Here is a 19,459-nt window from a genome sequence, read left to right on the forward strand (position 1 = left end):
ACATTAATAGAACTACAACGTAAAATTGACGGTTACATCCGCTACTACAATAATAATCGATATCAATGGGGATTAAAAAAGATGACCCCTGTACAATACAGGAATCATCTATTGTTAGCCGCCTAAACTAAACCAGGCTTTTTTCAAGTGTCCTTGACAGAGGGTCCAGATCATAAAGAGCCTGCTCTTATTTTATTTATATATGGAATATTAAGATATTTTCGAATTCAAGGATGTATACATGATCGACAACCGAATGAATAAGTCTGAGGCTGGCTTGTTCATTCGGAGCCTCTTAATAGTTCGGATTATAATATCGTACAGGAGGCTACTATGGGTCCTTTACAGGCTTCTGCTATCGATCCAGTAAAGTTCGGCATTTATGCTGGTACAAACGGTACGCCAGGATTTGAAAGTGTAGCCACTTCGCGAATTAATTATTTGGCTCCTTTGGCCTCTAAGAGATTTCGAATTTTTTCGCTGCTGGAATATCTCCATAGTAATTAAATATTTTTAAAAGTGAGTTCCCATCAGGATCTGAAACGTTTATGGAGGCATTAGCATCGCAGCATTGGATGTGTCACTCTCGATGCCCTCAAGGTTCTTTGCCAGGCGTTCTTTCTCGCCTTTTACCTTGATTCCTTGGACTTCTGAAAGTCATTTAGTTGCTTAGTAAGCAGCGATAGGGCCTCCTCGTTGAAAATCTTCTCCTGCACTATCTGGAACACTTCCATCGAAATGCAATTGAAACAGCTTTTCTTGTCAACGGAAATGGAGAAGTTCTTATGTTATTTATATTGACTTACTCCTATTATGTCCTTTATTATTAATACCACTGGAGAATATAATATGATTAATAACAATTCAAGATGGAATTCACATGAATTTCGCTGATAATACATGAAAATTCCCATGATTTAATTCATTGGAGAAAAAAAGGTGATTATGTCATGAAAAAGCACGATCAAGACTTTATGAAGCAGCAAAATAGGCTAACCGTTTTTGAAATCATTAAGCACAATCAACCCATTTCCCGTGCTTCTATAGCCAAGCGAACTGGAATGAGCCCTACTACGGTAAGTCGCATTGTCGGAGAACTGGCGGAACGAGGATATTTGTTGGAATCCGAACAAGTGTCTGTTGGACTCGGAAGAAGGTCTACGCTGCTCGAGATGGTTGATGCTTCCGTATTGTCAGTTGGAGTCGAGCTGGATCGCCACCAGATGATTGTCGGCATTGTCGATATTCTGGGTAATGTAGTATGCAGCGGCAAGTATCCCCGGTCTACGGAAGAAAGCCCGGATGTTACGCTAGAGCTTATTGGAGATAAGATCAATCAGTTAACGCTTTTGAATGAAATCGATGGCAATCGAGTAATTGGAATCGGTGTGGGACTCCCCGGGATTGTAGACAATGATGCGGGAGTTGTTGTCTTCTCTGTTCAACTTGGCTGGAAGAACGTACGTTTAGCTGAACGATTGAAGGAAATTACTGGTTATGATGTGGTTGTTGACAACGAACTCAAAGTGAAAGCGCTTGCGGAGCATCTGAAGGGTGCTGCTAAGGGATCTAGTCGGACTGCGCTGCTCGGCTTTGGTAATGGGGTAGGTTCTGCACTCATCTTTGAAGGCGAAATTTACCGAGGTAAACGAATAGCGCAGGTGAAATCGGCCATACAACGGTAGATCCTAACGGGATGATGTGTGATTGCGGTAAAGCAGGTTGTCTGCAAACTTACATTAATATCAGCTCTCTATTGTCGGAAGCGAACAAAATTCGGCCGATTCGCACCATTGAGGAGCTATTCGAAGCAAGGCGTGCAGGAGAACGATGGGCGTGTTATTTGATCGAACGCGCTTTGATGTACATCGCCATTACAGTCAATAACGTAGTTTGTATGTACAACCCTGATAGTGTGATATTGAGCGTAGAGTTGGCAGACAAGTACCCAGAAGTTTACGAGGAGATTGAAGAACTCTGTATGTCGCGATTTGTTTGGGAGCCTCTGCGTGAGTCGTTTAGCATTTTTCGTTCGGAGCTACAGGAACAAGGTGTCATGATTGGTTCGGGGCTGTTATCTCAAATCAGGTTATTCGAATTAGAGTAAGGGATGCCTAATCCAATACTACTGTTTGGAAGAATTGTAGGGCAGACAGCTAAGCAATCAGTTAGTAGAATAAGAAATTTTGTTTGCGGGTAAGACGTAATGTCAGGTTCGCATAAGGGGAGGCAATCATGATGGGATTCACAGCACTGGTTAATGAATATCGTGGCGGCGTTTTAGAAAATGTACATTACGGAGCCATCAGTGTGGTCGACGAAAAGGGGACTATACTTTACTCAGCGGGGGATCCGAAGCATATGACGTTCCTGCGGTCAGCCGCGAAGCCATTCCAAGCCATTCCGGTTATGAAAAGAAAGATCGACAAGATCTACGGATTGACAGGCCAAGAAACTGCACTGTTTGCGGCTTCGCACCGAGGAGAGGCTTTTCACATTGATGCACTGGAATCTATTTTGCACAAAACAGGAATTCAGGAGGAAAGGCTTCACTGCTGCGCCACTTACCCGCTTAACGAAGACGCCAAGGCAGAGCGCCATCGGGCACATGAATCCAAGCGGAGAATATTCCACAACTGTTCCGGCAAGCACTCTGGATTAATCGCGCTTAGCAAACATATGGGGTGGGATGAGGATAGTTACTATGATCCTGAACATCCTGTGCAGCAAGAAATTGTGGAGACACTAGCTTACATGGCCGGGGTTCCCACAAACTCTATTCCACAAGGAGTAGATGGCTGCGGTTTGCCAATCTTCGCACTTCCTTTAAATAAAATTGCTTATTCATTTTTGAAGCTGGCATGTCCCGATCTCATCGAAGACATAGATACACAGGATGCAGCCGCCAGAATGGCCCAACTAATGAATGAATACCCCAATATGATAGCGGATACAAAATTCGTGTGCTCGGCGCTGCTTAAGGATGCAAACTTGGTAGCGAAGGGTGGGGCGAAAGGCGTATACGGAATTGGATTGAGAAAAGAAAGAATCGCTATTTCACTTAAAGTATCCGACGGTTCTGAGCAAGTGTGGCCTTGTATTATTGCTTCCATATTAGAGAGCATTGGGTACAGCAACCGAGAAACGATCGACAGGCTGTTAGAGCTAGTTCCGAATACCATCGTCAATGATGGAGGAACGATAGTTGGCGAACGATGTGCCGTATTTGAACTGAAAGCTTAACGTAAGAATAACCTCTAACCCTGATATTAAGAATTACAGGATGATGAGAGATTCTAATAAACATTATTTAGGGGAGTGAACAAACATGAAAGTCAAAAGAAAATCATGGTCGATGCTCATGCTGCTGCTGATTGTTGCAGTTGTAGCCGCAGGTTGCGGAGGAAATGCGGGGAAAACAAATGAAGGGAAAGGCGAGAACACCAAGGCGGTCTCTAAGAACAATAAGGATGTCGTTGTTGCGATCAATACCAACTTTATTACGCTTGACCCTCATAACACGAGCGACACCCATTCGATTACTGGTGCAAGAACGATGTATGAAGGTCTGATGGGCTTTGATGAGAACATGAATGTAGTGCCGGTTTTGGCAGCATCCCATAAAATTAGCGATGACGGACTTGTTTACACATTCACTCTTAAAGAAAAAATTAAATTTCACGATGGCACAGACTTTAACGCTGAAGCGGTAAAAATTAATCTAGATCGCCTCCGCGATGAGAAAAACAATCTGAGATTGCGTAAAAGTTTTGCAAAAGTGACTAACATAACAGCACCTGATGCTAAAACGGTCGTCATTACACTTAGCGAACCGTATAACGCTTTTTTGAACAAAATGGCTATGGCTCTTATGATCAGCCCTAAAGCGTTGACAGAGCAAGGCGCCAACATTTCGAAGAACCCGGTAGGAACAGGTCCATACAAGTTCAAGGAATGGGTCCAGGGCGACCGTCTGGTTGTCGTAAAGAATCCTGATTATTGGCAACAAGGACTTCCTAAGATTGATAGCCTTACCTTTAAGCCAGTGCCTGAGAATGGCTCGCGGATTGCTATGCTGAAGACGGGTGAGGCTGACTTTATTTATCCGATGCCTACCGAGCAAGTAACCGAAGTTGAAGGACAAAAGGATATCGTTTTAGACAAGATCGATTCTACAATCGTGCGCTATATTACTTTGAACACAATGAAAAAACCATATGATGATATTAAGGTACGCCAAGCAATCAACTATGCAATCAATAAAGATGCTTATATTAAAGTGGTGAAATCGGGCTTGGGTTCGAAGCTAGACTCTTCAATGTCTTCCAAAACGCAGCATTATTCCAAGCAAACGGGTTATGATTACGATCCAGAAAAAGCAAAGAAACTGCTTGCTGAAGCAGGCTTGCCAACGGGTTTCTCGGCTGAAATCTGGGGTGAGAACGACTCGGAAACTATGAAGGGCATGCAGTTCATCCAACAACAGTTGCGCTTGTTGGTATCAAGCTAGAAGTGAAATCGATGGAAGGCGGTACGTTGTCAGGACAAATTAACTCCGCAAAAACACCGGAAGAAGCTAAGATTCAAATGTGGTATGTGAGTTGGTCTCCATCTTCAGGTGATGCAGACGGTGCGACAAGAGGTCTGTTCAGCAGCGAGATGTTCCCTCCTGCTGGATCAAACACAGCCTATTACAAGAACGCGAATGTAGACAAATGGATTGCTGAGGCGAACAAGGCTATTGATCCGGCAAAAGCAAAAACGATCTACGCGGATATTCAGAAAACAATATGGAATGAAGCTCCATGGGCATTCTTAGGTGTTGATCAAGTTATTTCAGGTAAAAGATCATATATAAACGGCATTAAAGTAATGCCTGACGGTTCCATTACCGTTCGTGATGCAGAAGTGAAGAAATAAAAGTGAAGTAATAATAGCAAACGGGCCGTTTCTATATTTTGCTGAGAAGCGGCCTCTGCTATTTAAGGATGTTGAAACTGAAGGGAGGCTCACGAGTTGGGAAAATATGCTTTGCAAAGACTCCTCGGGGTTATTCCGTTGTTGTTCGTCGTATCGGTGCTGGTCTTCATGTTCATCCATTTAATTCCCGGCGATCCGGCTCGGCTTGTCGCGGGCAAGGACGCTACGCTTGAAGAAATTAACGGCATTCGCGAGCAGCTCGGACTCAATCTGCCGCTGTGGCAGCAATATATTAACTATATGGGCAAACTGTTGCAAGGTGATATGGGTCATTCACTAAGATCTGGTTTGCCGTCTCAGATATGCTGAAGAGCAGATTTATGCCTACCATTATTTTAACCTTTGTAAGCATGGGATGGGCGCTTGTCATGGGTCTACTAATCGGCGTTATCTCTGCGGTGAATAGAAATAAATGGCAGGATCATGCAGGTATGTTGACTGCAATTTCTGGTATTTCTGTGCCCGGGTTTTGGTTGGGTCTGGTATTGATCCAAATATTTTCAGTTCAGCTGGGTTGGTTTCCAACTGGTGGGGTTGATTCTTGGACATCTTACGTGCTTCCGTCTATTACACTCGGAGCCGGTATCATGTCGATGCTAGCCAGGTATTCCCGCTCATCCATGCTGGAGACAATGCGGGAAGATTACATCCGTACTGGACGAGCTAAGGGTCTTCGGGAATTCGTTGTAGTCGGTCGTCATGCGCTGAGGAATTCGCTTATCCAAGTCGTTACCGTTGCTGGCTTGCAATTCGGATTTTTACTGGGCGGCTCTGTTATGGTGGAAACGGTATTCAGTATACCGGGTCTCGGGAGATTACTAGTCGATTCTATCTCATTCCGGGACTATACCGTCATTCAGGCGCTGCTGCTGATGTTTGCCACGCAATTTATACTCATTAATTTAATCGTCGATATGCTGTACGGTGTACTTAATCCGAAAATCCGGTATGCGTCGAAGTAGACAATGCTTACGAAGATAGCTTTCCTACGGAAAGCTCAGTTTACGCTTACGATGCAGGTTTTGCTAAAGCAAAACTCTTAGGAGGAGATATTATGAACGACAATTCGGCGATAACTGGGAGTGGTTCTGCCGTTCCTGGAGAGACGCTTGTTTCTGGAAGAAAGAAAAGCCCAGCAGCTGTTTTTTTAAGCAAATTTCGTAAACGGAAGTTGTCGCTTGCCGCTGGTATATTTATTGTCATCCTAATCATCATTGCGATATTCGGTCCTTATCTAACTCCGTATAATTCGAATGATCCAGATTATAATGTGTTGATGTCTGGCCCTTCCATGGCCCACTGGGCGGGGACAGATGAATATGGCAGAGATATCTTAAGTCGTCTTATCGAAGGGACTAGACTGACCTTAGCTGTAAGCTTAAGTGCAGTTGGGATTGCGGCTGTTCTTGGAACGATTCTAGGCTTGTTGAGCGGATATTATGGTGGATGGTTGGATCGCCTTATTATGCGGAGCAGCGACGTTTTGTTTTCATTTCCTGATCTCTTGCTTGCGATTGGTATAGTGGCCATTCTAGGTCCTGGCTTGATGAATGTGGTGATTGCGGTAGCCGTATTCGGCACTCCTTCGTTCGCCAGGATTATCCGGAGCGTGACATTGTCCGCAAAGGAGACGTTATTCGTGGAAGCAGCCCACTCGATGGGTGCGAAGAACAGACGAATTATCTGGAAGCATATCTTTCCAGAAACGGTGCCAAGCATGATTGTGAATGTGACTATGAAAATTGGCGGCGCGATCCTGGCCGCAGCATCATTAAGCTTTCTAGGTATGGGTGCTACGCCAACCAATCCCGACTGGGGAGCCATGCTGAGCATGGGACGCGATTACTTGAGTATCGCACCCCATATCGTGTATTTTCCTGGTGCGGCTATCTTCTTGACTGTACTTGCTTTTAACCTGATTGGGGACGGACTGCGCGATGCCCTTGATCCCAAGACGAAAAACTAAGGGGGGATAGAAAGTGACGTCAAGATTACTTGAAGTACAAGGATTGAAAACGGAGTTTAAACGCGAAGGCGGCAGTGTAATGGCAGTAGCTGGCGTTGACTTTTATATAAATAAAGGTGAAGTACTGGGTCTAGTTGGTGAATCAGGCTGTGGCAAAAGCGTTACCTCCCTATCGATAATGAGGCTGCTTAAGGACACACCGGGACGGATTGCTGGCGGAACAGTCCGCTTCGAAGGCACCGACCTAACGAAGATCCAAGAGAAGGAGATGCGTCGGTTTCGCGGCAATGAATTAGCCATGATTTTTCAAGAGCCGATGACGTCACTTAACCCGGTGCTGCGAATCGGAAAACAATTGGAAGAGCCGATTATGCTGCATATGGGTTATGGGCGCAAGCGTGCGAGAGAGCATGCGATTCATACGTTGACCCTTGTAGGCATTCCGCGGGCAGAGGAGTTAGTGAACGATTATCCTCACCAGCTATCCGGTGGGATGAGGCAGCGGGTTATGATCGCGATGGCGATGGCGTGCAATCCGAAGCTTCTGATTGCTGATGAACCGACAACTGCACTCGATGTGACGATTCAAGCGCAAATTCTTGACTTGATGAAGCGATTGAAAGATGAGCAAGGGATGGGCATGCTGCTCATTACACATGATCTTGGTGTCGTAGCGGAGATGTGTGATCGGGTTGTTGTCATGTATGCAGGAAGGGTCGTAGAAGAAGCATCTGTTAAGGATTTGTTCGAGACGCCTCAGCATCCGTACACGAAGGGGCTTATTCAATCGGTTCCTAAGCTGCGTCAGAAGGTTCGACGTCTAGATTCAATTCCAGGTAACGTACCAGATTTGACCGCAATGCCACAAGGCTGCAAGTTTGCGCCCCGCTGCCGGGATGTTAGGGATCGATGCTTGACACAAGAACCGGAGCTTCTTCCGATAGAAGGACAATCAGAGCGTAAGAGCCGCTGTTGGTTAACGCAGCCAGAGAAGCCGGAAGGAGGAGAACATGCATGAAGGAGACTCAGACTCCACTGGTAGAAGTAAAAAAGTTGCAAAAATCTTTTGCCATCCAAAAAGGCTGGTTCGGCGCCACTAAATATTTGAAAGCGGTCGATGGCATCTCATTTGCTATTCATAAAGGTGAAACATTCAGCCTTGTTGGAGAAAGCGGCTGCGGCAAGTCGACGACAGGACGCTTGGTGACTCGACTGCTGAAGCCCAATAATGGAGAAGTATGGTTTAACGGGCAAAATATTAGCTCACTGACTAGTGATCAGATGCGACCAATTCGTAAAGATATGCAGATGGTGTTTCAGGACCCATATGCTTCTCTTAATCCTCGGATGAAAGTTAAGGATCTTGTTGCTGAGCCGCTGCTTATTCATACGAAGCTGAGTACGAAGGAACGCGACAAACTGGCCCATGAGCTGCTGAACACAGTGGGTCTAAGCAGCTTTCACGCGGAACGTTTTGCCCATGAGTTCAGCGGGGGACAACGGCAGCGGATCGGAATTGCACGGGCTCTGTCTGTTCGGCCGAGCTTGATCGTGGCGGACGAGCCGGTGTCCGCACTAGACGTATCCATTCAGTCTCAGGTGCTTAACCTGCTGCAGGATCTTCAAGAGCAGTACGGTCTGACCTACCTCTTTATCTCCCATGATCTAAGCGTTGTGGAGCATATTAGCGATCGTATTGGCGTTATGTATTTAGGTACGCTGGTTGAAACAGCGGATAAAGACACGCTATATGACTCTCCGCTTCATCCTTACACCCAGGCATTACTATCATCCGTGCCTGTTCCAGATCCAAGTCAGAAGAAGGAACGCATTATTCTGAAGGGAGATCTGCCAAGTCCTGTAAATCCCCCAACGGGCTGTCGTTTCCATACACGCTGTCCTTCTTGTATGGAAGTTTGCAAGCGGCATGAACCGATTTTCAGGGAAGTCGAGCCGGGGCATCAGGTTGCCTGTCATTTATATGATGAAGAAATGATGAAATTACCCAGGTAATCGTGTGTATCAATTGAAATAAGAAGAAAATAACAACACTATTTGTCAAAGAAGGGATCCCCATGCGAATTACAATCGATACCGTAGAACCGGAACAGATTCTTATTTACCCGGTGTATCAGGGCGAGTCCTTTCCTCACCGGTTGAGCGAAAGTCACAAACAGGCGGGTACCGTGACATGGCTGTACGGCAGGTCTGAAGGTGAAGCCGATGTATTGGCGGCAGGACTTGGCGAGCGTAAGAAGTTGACGCTTGAGAAGGTACGTCGAGCAGGCGGAGCCTCCGCCCGCGCTCTGCTGCGGGAAGATCGCAGCGGCAGTGGAACGCTCGTTCGGCATGCAAGCCCTACAGGAGACGACAGTAAGGTTGCAGCAGCTGAATGGCTACAGGCCTGGGTAGAAGGCTGGCTGCTCGGCTTGTACCGTTTCGATAAATACAGAAACGCCACCAAAATCAGCCGTGAAGTGGACTTAAACCTTCGTCTGGAAGATTGGAAGGAGCTGTCACAAGTTGAACTGGAGGCAGTAGTCGACTCTGCACGTAATCGAGCTGAGGGAACCATGTTGGCTAGAGATTGGGTGAATGAATCTCCCGAAACATTGAATCCGGATGCCTTCGTAGATTGGATCATCGACCATTTCAAGGATAAGCCTGTAGGCGTTCAAGTGTATCGCGGGCAAGATTTGGTTGACCGCGGTATGAACGGCTTGATCGCAGTGGGAGCAGGCAGCAAGTATGCCCCGGCGCTCGTAGAGCTTCGGTACGAAAGCAACACAGAGCTGCCGCTGCTTGCTTTGGTTGGTAAAGCGGTCACCTTCGACATGGGTGGTATGAATGTCAAGACGGGGAGCGACATCAGCGATGCCCGTATGGATATGGGCGGTGCGGCGGCCGTCATTGGCTGCCTGGATATTCTGGTCCGGCAGCGTGCCCAAGTTCGTGTAACTGCACTGATAGCTGTAGCGGATAATTTACCGGATGCCCGAGCTATGCTGCCATCCTCCGTTATTCGTTATCCGAACGGTCTGACCGTTCAAGTCGCAAATACGGATGGGGAAGGTCGACTAGTATTAGCTGACGCGCTAATCCATGCGGCAAAGCTGGGTGCTGCTCAAGCGATAGACATTGCCACGCTTACTGGCAATGTTGGGGCTGCGCTTGGTCTAGGCATCGCAGGAATATGGGGCGATGAGGATATAACGCGCAGCCTGGTCGAAATCGGCGAACGGAATGGGGAACGGCTGTGGCCGATGCCTCTGATGGAGGAGTATGAAGCCGAGCTCAGAAGTAATTATGCTGATCTGCGAAACGTGAGTACCTCAACGCTTGCGGGTGCGATTATTGCAGCGCTCTTTATACGGCGTTTCGTAGCCGAGGCGATGGGTTGGGTACACATTGATATGGCCGGGACCGTGCAATTCAAGCAGGATGTCGGTTACGCAGAGGCCGGTGCTACGGGCTACGGGGCGAGGTTGCTTGCAGACTATGCGGTACAATACGCTCGGAAGCATGAAAGTGGAGAGCGGGAGGTTTCGTTATGATTCTGGAGGTCATCGCTACTTGTATGGATGATGCACGAAGAGCTGAAGAGAACGGGGCCGACCGACTCGAATTGATAACGGCCATTACTGAAGGCGGATTAACGCCTGGCATCGGTATGATTGAGCAGGTGGCGAAATCGGTGAACATACCAGTTCATGTAATGGTTAGGCCACACAGCCGATCTTTTGTCTACGATAAGCATGATCTGGAGACGATGATAGCTGAGATAAAGGCTATAACGTCCACGGGAGCAGCTGGCATCGTTGTCGGCGCTTTGACGGAGGAAGGAAAGATTAACGAGAAAGCGTTGGAGTCTATGCTAGCTTGGGCAGGCGGACTAAACGTAACCTTTCATCGGGCTTTCGATGAACTGGAGGATCAGATTGCCGGATTGCGCATTCTCACTCGTTATCCACAAATATCCCGTGTGTTGACTTCCGGCGGATTACAGCCTGCGTCTGAAGCTATACCAACCATTCGGAGGCTGGTCGAGGAGTCATACGGCAGCTCGCTGCGAATTCTGGCTGGTAACGGTCTGACGCCGGAAGTCATTAAGCCCTTCATTGAACTGACTGGGGTGACGGAAGTACATTTTGGCTCCGCAGTTCGTTACGGCAGGTCAGGCCTTGCGCCGATAGATCCGAAACAGCTGCGAGCTTTAGCGGACAGCCTTCATTAAGGGCTGATTATTGATTTGAAAAAAAGGTGAATGATATTGCAAAATCTTGAAAAATATGTAGTTGGAATCGATCTGGGAGGAACGAAGATCGCAGCAGCGCTCTTCGATTCGAGGGGAACGTTAGTGAACCGCGAACGTATGGAAACTGCTGGAGCGCATACCGCGAAAGAGGTTGTGCAGCGTATGCTCGGTATGATTCATACCGTCTCGGAGGGTTATTCACTATCTGGCGTAGGGCTTGCTTCCCCAGGTGCGGTTAACAGCCGGGATGGAATCGTTCTTCATGGGACCAACCTCCCCGAGTGGAAGAATGTCCCTTTGAAGAGCTGGATGGAAGAGGATCTCGGGGTGGAGGTTCAAGTTGTTAACGATGCTAATGCGGCAGCTTGGGGCGAGTATGTGAGAGGAGCCGGCAAAGGCTCGGAGAATATGGTCTACGTCACTTTCAGTACAGGGATCGGAGCCGGGATAGTATTGGATGGAAAGCTACTGCTGGGCACCTCCTCATTCGCTGGCGAGCTTGGACACAATATTATCGATCCTAATGGACCGGCATGCAGCTGCGGCAATCGCGGCTGCTGGGAAGTGTTTGCCTCGGGGACAGCTATCAGGGACACTGCGCTGCAATTCATGCAGAACCGATCATCATTGATTTCAGATCTTACCGATTCAGATACGGAAGCTATTTCCGCTAAACATGTGTTCGATGCAGCAAAGCAAGGAGATCCAGTAGCTGTTGAAGTTATTGACAGGACTATTCATTACATGGCATTAGGTATTGCGAACGCGGTTCACACCTTCAATCCGGACCGGATTGTGATCGGAGGGGGCGTGAGCAAAGTTGGTAACGAACTTTTCGATGCTCTGCGAGCTCAGACTGATAAGCTCGTAATGAAACCTTACCGCGGCACCTACAACATTGTATCGGCTGATTTAAAGGACGATGTCGGTCTAATCGGTGCAGCCGCGCTGTTTCACACTTTCTGAATAGGACAATGAGTCGGCTCTTGTTGGACGGTGTATCCGTGCAACAGCCGTCATTCATATAAAGATAGGGGGAATTGCCGAATGAGTACAAGAGAGGAAAGAACCCGTTGGTTTTTGCAGGATCGGTTTGGTATGTTCATTCATTGGGGATTGTATTCGATCCCCGCTCGTGGGGAATGGATTCGTGGCAATGAGAGAATGAGCTACGAGCAATATAAAACTTATTTTGATGAATTCGATGCTTCCCGTTATAAACCAAGAGAATGGGCTAAGGCGGCCAAGGCCGCTGGGCAGAAGTACGCTGTATTGACGACGAAGCATCATGACGGTTTCTGCTTGTTCGATAGCAAGCTGACGGACTTTAAGGCCACCAATACACCGGCCGGCGCGACCTTGTTCAGGAATACGTGGACGCGTTCCGGGAGGAAGGCATTCGTGTAGGCTTGTACTATTCTATCATCGACTGGCATCACGATGATTATCCTGGTTATGGGGACAAGGCGCATCCGGATCGTGACAACGAATTGGCCAAGGACAAACCCATTGATTTTGACCGGTATTTGACCTACATGCATGGTCAAGTTAAGGAACTTCTGACGAATTACGGTAAGATCGACATCATGTGGTTCGATTTCTCCTATGATAATATGACCGGCGAGAAATGGAAAGCAACGGAGCTCATCAGAATGATTCGTTCCATTCAGCCGGACATTATCATCGATAATCGTCTCGGTGGGAATATCCGTGCAGCAGAGCCTGAAGAATACGCAGGTGATTTCTTCTCACCGGAGCAAATTATTCCGCCAGGCGGCATTCTAGATGTAAAGGGTGCATCGATTCCCTGGGAAGCTTGCATCACATTGAACGACAACTGGGGCTATCATTCCACAGATAAAAATTATAAGTCTGCTAAGCAGGTCATTCGCACACTGGTTGAGTGTGTCAGTAAAAATGGCAATTTGCTGTTAAATGTTGCCCCTGATGCCAAAGGTGAAATCAACCGGGAATCGCTGGACGTGTTGCGTGATGTAGGCGAATGGCTGCGGTTGAACGGTGACAGCATCTACGGTTGTGGAGGCGCGACATTACCGAAGCCAGAGTGGGGCCGTTTTACGCTGAATGGCAATAAATTGTACGCACACGTGTATGATCGTGGAATTGGACCGATTTATTTAGAGGGGCTGAAGGGCAAGATCATGAAAGCCAGACTGTTGCGGGATGGAACCGAGCTGAAAGTGGAAGCTCCATGGATGGCCCAAGAATACTCCGATATTGAAGGCGGTGCGTTCATTACACTTTCAGGTGCCATGCTGCCGGACGAGATGGATACGGTCATTGAACTGCAGCTTTGATGAAATCAAGATTCGATTGTCCGTTGTCAAAGAAATGAGAGGGCTGCCATTGGATGCTGTCTCACGCGATGGCTGGTTACTAGTTAGACAAAATGGCATTGACCTAACATAGGTTGGTGCCATTTCAATTTTCAGCTACTTGCGAGGCATAAGATAAGGAGCCAATCCCGCTGCAATCACCTGATGTCCCCGATCGTTTGGATGGATGGGCAGAAATCCGCTTATAGCATCTTCAATCTTCCCTTTTCGATATCCATAGATAAGATCGGCTTGCTTGCCTTCAAACCACGAATGGGCGGGAGCGATAATTACACCGTGACTTTGGGCGAGTTCTTTTGTTATGTGATTTAATTGGCCTATGGACTCAACAGCAAGAGGACTGTTCGGAAATGGGTTGTATTGCGTGCAGCAAATAATTCGAGCTTGGCTCCAATTTGTTAATTGAGTTAGAATCGCACCAATATTTCGTCTATAGTCCGCTATAAGTTGTTTTGCATTTAAGGATTGCTGGTTTCTGAGTGAAGATAGTGCTGCGCTAGCCAAATCAACACCCCCAATCCATATCGAAATAACGGCAGATTGTCTAAGAATGGAGGCCCTATGCCATATCACAGCATCTAACAAATCATAACTGCTCCAACCAGGACGAGCCAGAACATACCCAGTTACCTTACGGGAGCCTGAATGTAAAGTAGATACGGCTAATTGAGGATAGGCCTTTACCAAAGAGGAAGCATTTTCCCCAAATGTGATGGAATCTCCAAGAGCTGTATAGATCATAACCATATCATCACCCCATGCTTTAATCATATATACTTCGAAAATAGCAAATGAAAGATCAATGTTAACGACGACTTCTTGCTTGCTCGTGCACCTCATTAAGTGCATCTTAGAAATATCATATTGCCAACATGTACAGTGTGTGTGGACAATAACAACTAATGTTTTGCATAATCGATCCAAGCAGAAAAGATGAAACATGTGATTGCCAAAAATAGATTTAAGGGCTGCAGGAAATGAATTAAATTGGCGAATTCTATCGACTTCCATTTTTTACTGGTACATCTCATAGATTTCAGATATAACTATTATTGAAGGCTATTTCTCAATTCTAGGAAGGTGCTATTTCGGATGAAATTTCGCACAAAACTATTTGTCGGTTTCGCAACGATTCTGTCATTGTTATTCATTTTTTCTTTTATTGTTATTCGCATGTTTTTTATTATGAATCAAAACATGCACGGAATCGTTGACGACAATTATACGAAGGTGAGACTTGCGAACAACGTTCGTTCAGATATTAACAGTCTCAGTATGGAAACCAACGAACTTCTGCTGGACGCCAATATGGATTTGTTGAATGAAAGGTCCAATAGGATTCGTCAAACGAAAATAAGTTTGAACACCAATCTGAACAAGCTTGAACAAATGTTTGAAAGCCAGTCAGATGAAAATAAATTGGCACAGCAGATCCAGCAGCTGCATGGATTATTTATTGAAAGCAATGATGCCGCTGTCGAACTTTTGAGAAATAATAAGAAGGAACAGGCTATTAGTTGGCATAACAGTAACACTGAGCCTATCAAAGTTACCCTATTCGAGAGTATTATGAAATTCAACAAACTGCAGGAATATGATATGGATCAATCTTTAGCAAAGTCAACGGATACTTATTATTTCACTATCCGTCTGATTATTGGATTGGTTATCATTACATTATTATGTGGAATATTTGTCGCTATATGGGTTTTTCGAAGCGTGACCAAGAGTTTGGCCCATATTATTTCAGTCATGAAGCAAGCCGCACTATCTGAACGCAGTGATCAGCTGCCAAGAATAGAAGTAGAAACCAAGGACGAAATGGCCAGCATTGGCCATGTCTATAATGTAATGGCCATTGCTCTTGAAGAGCATGCCAAATATCAAAAACAGGCGAACTTCATTCTACAGGAACAAAACTGGAATAAAACGAAGGTTGCCGAAATTACAGCTATGTACCAAGGGGTTCAGAACTTAACCGGGTTGGCTAAAATTTTTATAACAGCGATTTGTCCTGCTATTGGGGCGAGTTATGGCGTTTTCTATAATCGGAAGGAGATGGAACAGGGCTTACCCCGTTTGATAAGAGCTGGTGCTTATGCGGCAGACAATAAAGAAATTGGTTTCGACAGCTTTGCCTTTGGAGAGGGACTTGTAGGCCAATGCGCAGCGGAGAATAAAGTGATTGTTCTTACCGAGCCACCGAAAGATTACATACAAATCAGCTCTGGTTTGGGAACGGCGTCTCCCGTTCAAATTGCGATTGTGCCCGTGCAGTTCGAGGGCAATGTGATAGCTGTCATTGAGCTAGCTTCATTTCGAGAGTTTACTCCATCACAGCTGCAGCTTCTCGAGGAACTGACGGATATATTAGGCATTACTGTCAATAGCGTTGCGGGACAAATGCAGATCCAACAATTATTGAATGAATCGCAAATGTTTACCGTAGAACTACAAACGCAGTCCGAAGAACTGCAGTTGCAGCAAGAAGAGCTGAAGACATTAAACGAACAATTGGAAGAACAAATTGAAGCTTCAGAGAAGAAAAGTATGGAGCTAGGAAAGATCAAAACAGTACTTGAAGAAAAAAATAAGCATATCCTACTTGCCTCCGGCTATAAGTCGGAGTTTCTGGCGAATATGTCGCATGAACTGCGAACGCCTCTGAACAGTCTGCTGATTTTATCTCAAATGTTAGCCGAAAATAAAGAGGGCAATCTCAGTCCCAAACAGGTCGAGTTTTCGCAAACCATACATTCTTCGGGAAAAGATCTGCTCGGTTTAATTAATGATGTGTTAAATCTATCAAAGATAGAATCGGGGAAACTTGAATTAGATTTTGATTGGGTCCATTTAAAGAAGGTTGCCAACGTTGTCGAACGTCAATTTGACCCCATCGCCAGTAACAAAGGGCTTCAGTTTCACGTGAGGGTAGCCGATGAAATCTTTGACACTATGATCTATACGGACGAACAACGATTACAACAAATATTGCAAAACCTGCTTTCTAATGCCTTTAAGTTCACAGAACAAGGAAGCGTTTCCTTGGAGATACAAATGATTGCGAAGGAGGAAGTGCAAGGCGCACCGAATGATAGTTTAAGTGAATTAACGCTTGCCATTTCCGTATCGGATACAGGGATAGGTATTGCCAAGGAAAAACAAGCGGTCATTTTTGAAGCGTTCCGCCAAGCGGATGGGACGACCAGTCGTAAATATGGAGGGACAGGATTAGGGTTATCCATCTGCCAGAAAATCGCTCAGTTATTAAACGGCTTTATTCGGATCGAGAGCGAGGAAGGAATAGGGAGTACATTTACAGTTTACATTCCGATCAGTGGAGTTCGCAGCGAGTTACCGGCTTTAACCAACCAGGAAGCGGCAGCAACGATCGATTCAAATAGCTCCGACGCCATTAAAGAATCAGATGGGCCAATGGACATTTCCTTAAAAGGGAAGAAAATATTGCTTGTGGACGACGATTTGCGTAATATTTACGCGTTGACTACAGCGCTGGAAGCTCATCACATTCATATTATTTTTGCTGAAAATGGAAAAGAAGGCATAAATCTCTTATACGAGAACACGGATACTGATCTTGTTATCATGGACATTATGATGCCAAAAATGGATGGATATGAAGCAATTAAGGAAATTCGCAGAAATGCGCAGTTTAAAAGCTTGCCTATTATCGCCTTGACGGCTAAAGCGATGAAATATGACAGGGAAAAGTGCATAGAAGCAGGTGCAAGCGACTATATCAGCAAACCAATACTTTTGGATCAACTGATGTCGTTACTTCGAGTATGGTTGTATAGATAGGAGCTTAAATGATTAAAAAAATGGACGCTTCCATACATAAAGAAGATATCGAAAAACTTGAAATTGTTTTGCTGCTGGAAGGTGTTTACCGACACTACGGTTACGATTTCAGGAATTATTCATTCCAATCGATAAGAAGAAGAATAATGAATCGTATGCAAGGTGAGAGAGTGAACTCGATTCTGGGACTGTTGGATAAAGTGCTTCATGAACGAAGTGCGATGGATCGATTATTCGCGGATTTCTCTATTAATGTAACGGAAATGTTCAGAGAACCCAGTTTCTTTCTTGCCTTCCGCAGAAAAATTGTTCCTCTGCTTCGGTCCCTTCCTGCTATTCGCATATGGCATGCCGGTTGTTCCACCGGAGAAGAAGTATACTCGATGGCCATTCTTTTACACGAAGAAGGCTTATATCACAAGTCAATGTTGTACGCCACGGATATGAACGAAGAAGTCTTGCATCGGGCAGCCGGAAGAATGTTTCCTATTAAAAGGATGCAATTATATACGAGAAATTACCTGCATGCAGGCGGGGAAAAGGCCTTTTCAGAATATTATTCGGTTAATGACAATGGAGTTGAATTCAAGCCGTATCTCTCCGAAAATATGATGTTTTCGCAGCACAATTTGGCTATCGATCACTCCTTTAATGAATTTCACGTCATTATTTGCAGAAATGTACTGATATACTTTAACGAAACGCTTCAGCGGCGCGTTCTTCAGCTATTTAATGAAAGTCTGGTTCGGTCAGGATATTTAGGCCTTGGAAATAAAGAAGGACTCCTTAGGGCACATGCGAATAGTTTTGAAGAAATGGATTCAAAAGAAAAAATATTTCGAAAAAGAGTCGAACCTGCTGATCATCAAATTCTGAATCCACGAGGGTAGAAACATGGAAACCAAGATCGATATCTTAATGGTTGACGACCGTACTGAAAACCTACTGACGCTTGAAGCGGCGCTTGCCTCTCCTGAATATCGTTTAATCGGTCTAAAATCAGGTGAGGATGCGCTGCGATACACGATACGAGAGGACATGCAAAATGTTGCGGTCATTTTGCTTGATGTGCAGATGCCTGGAATGAGTGGCTTTGAAACGGCTAAACTCATTAAAAATAGAGAAAAAACGAAGGATATACCAATCATTTTCATTACGGCTATCAACAAATCGGCAGATCATGTTCTCCAGGGATATCAAGCTGGTTCTATTGATTACATTTTTAAGCCCTTTCATCCTGCCGTTCTGAAATTAAAGGTGGATGCCTTCGTACAGATGCATCGTTTTCATAAAAATCAGTATGAATTTCTGGAGCAAATAGTGAAAGAACGGACTAGGGAACTCATTATCGCCAACGAAGAGCGAGTCACTATGGAGAAGGAAATGGCGAAATTGGCCCGTCTTAATTTGATCGGCGAAATGGCTGCGGGGATTGCGCATGAAATCAGAAACCCAATGACAACGATTCGCGGTTTTTTGCAGATGTCGAAAAGAAACCAGAATATGGCGGTTGAATACATTGACATTATGCTGGAGGAACTCAACAGAGCCAATAGCATTATCACTGAATTCTTGTCCTTAGCCAAAAATAAAACGACCCATCTTCAATTAACAAATTTGAATGACATTATTACGTCCATGCATCCGCTTATTCAAGCGGAAGCTATGCTCTCGGGTAAGCATTTTCATGTGAATTACGGCATGATTACGGACTTGCAATTGGATGAAAAAGAAATCCGTCAGCTAATTCTAAATATGGCGATGAACGGTCTGGAGTCTATGTCCGCGGGTGGTGCTTTTACGATCAGTACCTATACGGAAGGGAAGGAAATCATACTAAAAATAGAGGATCAAGGGAGCGGAATTAAAGAAGAGTATGTAGAGAAGCTAGGGACGCCATTTTTTACTACAAAAGAAACGGGCACGGGACTCGGTTTGGCCGTATGTTACAGTATTGCCGCGCGACATAACGCGTTGATCGAATTGAAAAGCGGAGATGACGGAACTGCATTTTTTATTAAGTTTAAAAAGTAAAATGATCCAGGATGAGACTTCACTCATCCTCTATGTTCAATCCAA

At 45.5% G+C, this 19,459-nt stretch carries 15 protein-coding genes and 3 pseudogenes; 17 read left to right on the forward strand and 1 reads right to left on the reverse strand.

Going from position 1 to position 19,459, the window contains the following annotated elements; translation table 11 throughout:
• The 14 genes and pseudogenes from FU659_RS16110 to FU659_RS16165 all read left to right on the forward strand — a co-directional run.
• Positions 1-126 (forward strand): IS3 family transposase (locus FU659_RS16110; protein ID WP_147948525.1); only part of this gene is annotated, 126 nt, incomplete at its 5' end.
• A 207-nt stretch (positions 127-333) separates the two neighbouring features.
• The gene (locus FU659_RS35515) at positions 334-507 is read left to right on the forward strand and encodes a hypothetical protein (RefSeq protein ID WP_187274187.1); all 174 of its coding nucleotides are present in this window, start codon (positions 334-336) and stop codon (positions 505-507) included.
• A gap of 443 nt (positions 508-950) precedes the next feature.
• The gene (locus FU659_RS37225) at positions 951-1,685 is read left to right on the forward strand and encodes an ROK family transcriptional regulator (protein ID WP_261807854.1); all 735 of its coding nucleotides are present in this window, start codon (positions 951-953) and stop codon (positions 1,683-1,685) included.
• A gap of 11 nt (positions 1,686-1,696) precedes the next feature.
• Positions 1,697-2,107: an ROK family protein gene (locus FU659_RS37230; protein WP_261807855.1), complete on the forward strand. Its 411-nt coding sequence runs from the start codon at positions 1,697-1,699 to the stop codon at positions 2,105-2,107.
• A gap of 131 nt (positions 2,108-2,238) precedes the next feature.
• A complete protein-coding gene (locus tag FU659_RS16120; protein WP_147948578.1) occupies positions 2,239-3,243 on the forward strand; it encodes an asparaginase in 1,005 nt (334 codons plus the stop codon).
• An 85-nt stretch (positions 3,244-3,328) separates the two neighbouring features.
• Positions 3,329-4,920: pseudogene (locus tag FU659_RS16125) on the forward strand (glutathione ABC transporter substrate-binding protein).
• A 96-nt stretch (positions 4,921-5,016) separates the two neighbouring features.
• Positions 5,017-5,942 (forward strand): annotated as a pseudogene (locus tag FU659_RS16130) (ABC transporter permease subunit).
• A gap of 92 nt (positions 5,943-6,034) precedes the next feature.
• A complete protein-coding gene (locus FU659_RS16135) occupies positions 6,035-6,946 on the forward strand; it encodes an ABC transporter permease (RefSeq protein WP_147948526.1) in 912 nt (303 codons plus the stop codon).
• A 13-nt stretch (positions 6,947-6,959) separates the two neighbouring features.
• The gene (locus tag FU659_RS16140) at positions 6,960-7,964 is read left to right on the forward strand and encodes an ABC transporter ATP-binding protein (protein WP_147948527.1); all 1,005 of its coding nucleotides are present in this window, start codon (positions 6,960-6,962) and stop codon (positions 7,962-7,964) included.
• Positions 7,961-8,959 carry an ABC transporter ATP-binding protein gene (locus tag FU659_RS16145; protein WP_147948528.1) on the forward strand — a complete coding sequence of 333 codons (999 nt, stop codon included), beginning with the start codon at positions 7,961-7,963 and terminating at the stop codon, positions 8,957-8,959. The genes FU659_RS16140 and FU659_RS16145 overlap by 4 nt, the downstream gene beginning before the upstream one ends.
• A 62-nt stretch (positions 8,960-9,021) precedes the next feature.
• Positions 9,022-10,500 (forward strand): M17 family metallopeptidase, encoded by a 1,479-nt coding sequence (locus FU659_RS16150; RefSeq protein WP_147948529.1) that lies wholly within the window; start codon positions 9,022-9,024, stop codon positions 10,498-10,500.
• Complete coding sequence (locus FU659_RS16155) at positions 10,497-11,180, forward strand: copper homeostasis protein CutC (RefSeq protein ID WP_147948530.1); 684 nt, start codon at positions 10,497-10,499, stop codon at positions 11,178-11,180. Before FU659_RS16150 ends, FU659_RS16155 begins: the two co-directional genes overlap by 4 nt.
• Before the next feature lie 36 nt (positions 11,181-11,216).
• Positions 11,217-12,167 (forward strand): ROK family protein, encoded by a 951-nt coding sequence (locus FU659_RS16160; RefSeq protein WP_397355863.1) that lies wholly within the window; start codon positions 11,217-11,219, stop codon positions 12,165-12,167.
• Between the two features lie 81 nt (positions 12,168-12,248).
• Positions 12,249-13,519: pseudogene (locus FU659_RS16165) on the forward strand (alpha-L-fucosidase).
• A 135-nt stretch (positions 13,520-13,654) separates the two neighbouring features.
• On the opposite strand, the gene FU659_RS16170 reads toward FU659_RS16165, so the two are convergent.
• Complete coding sequence (locus FU659_RS16170) at positions 13,655-14,398, reverse strand: SGNH/GDSL hydrolase family protein (protein ID WP_261807856.1); 744 nt, start codon at positions 14,396-14,398, stop codon at positions 13,655-13,657.
• Between the two features lie 252 nt (positions 14,399-14,650).
• On the opposite strand from FU659_RS16170, the gene FU659_RS16175 reads away from it, so the two are divergent.
• The 3 genes from FU659_RS16175 to FU659_RS16185 are packed head-to-tail and all read left to right on the forward strand — an operon-like array spanning position 14,651 to position 19,414.
• Positions 14,651-17,380, forward strand: a complete 2,730-nt coding sequence (locus tag FU659_RS16175) for an ATP-binding protein (protein ID WP_147948532.1) — start codon at positions 14,651-14,653, stop codon at positions 17,378-17,380.
• Between the two features lie 8 nt (positions 17,381-17,388).
• Positions 17,389-18,270, forward strand: coding sequence for a CheR family methyltransferase (locus FU659_RS16180; RefSeq protein ID WP_147948533.1), 882 nt, complete (start codon positions 17,389-17,391; stop codon positions 18,268-18,270).
• Between the two features lie 4 nt (positions 18,271-18,274).
• Positions 18,275-19,414 carry a response regulator gene (locus tag FU659_RS16185; protein WP_147948534.1) on the forward strand — a complete coding sequence of 380 codons (1,140 nt, stop codon included), beginning with the start codon at positions 18,275-18,277 and terminating at the stop codon, positions 19,412-19,414.
• Positions 19,415-19,459 lie beyond the last annotated feature (45 nt).

The sequence above is a fragment of the Paenibacillus sp. N3.4 genome, assembly GCF_008017805.1.
Classification (GTDB): Bacteria; Bacillota; Bacilli; order Paenibacillales; family NBRC-103111; genus Paenibacillus_E.

Bases quoted from the DNA above. Each gene is read 5' to 3' on its own strand.
- FU659_RS35515 (WP_187274187.1), top strand. From the start codon at position 334: ATGGGTCCTTTACAGGCTTCTGCTATCGATCCAGTAAAGTTCGGCATT.
- FU659_RS37225 (WP_261807854.1), top strand. From the start codon at position 951: ATGAAAAAGCACGATCAAGACTTTATGAAGCAGCAAAATAGGCTAACC.
- FU659_RS37230 (WP_261807855.1), top strand. From the start codon at position 1,697: ATGATGTGTGATTGCGGTAAAGCAGGTTGTCTGCAAACTTACATTAAT.
- FU659_RS16120 (WP_147948578.1), top strand. From the start codon at position 2,239: ATGGGATTCACAGCACTGGTTAATGAATATCGTGGCGGCGTTTTAGAA.
- FU659_RS16135 (WP_147948526.1), top strand. From the start codon at position 6,035: ATGAACGACAATTCGGCGATAACTGGGAGTGGTTCTGCCGTTCCTGGA.
- FU659_RS16145 (WP_147948528.1), top strand. From the start codon at position 7,961: ATGAAGGAGACTCAGACTCCACTGGTAGAAGTAAAAAAGTTGCAAAAA.
- FU659_RS16150 (WP_147948529.1), top strand. From the start codon at position 9,022: ATGCGAATTACAATCGATACCGTAGAACCGGAACAGATTCTTATTTAC.
- FU659_RS16155 (WP_147948530.1), top strand. From the start codon at position 10,497: ATGATTCTGGAGGTCATCGCTACTTGTATGGATGATGCACGAAGAGCT.
- FU659_RS16170 (WP_261807856.1), bottom strand. From the start codon at position 14,398: ATGAGGTGCACGAGCAAGCAAGAAGTCGTCGTTAACATTGATCTTTCA.
- FU659_RS16175 (WP_147948532.1), top strand. From the start codon at position 14,651: ATGAAATTTCGCACAAAACTATTTGTCGGTTTCGCAACGATTCTGTCA.
- FU659_RS16180 (WP_147948533.1), top strand. From the start codon at position 17,389: ATGATTAAAAAAATGGACGCTTCCATACATAAAGAAGATATCGAAAAA.
- FU659_RS16185 (WP_147948534.1), top strand. From the start codon at position 18,275: ATGGAAACCAAGATCGATATCTTAATGGTTGACGACCGTACTGAAAAC.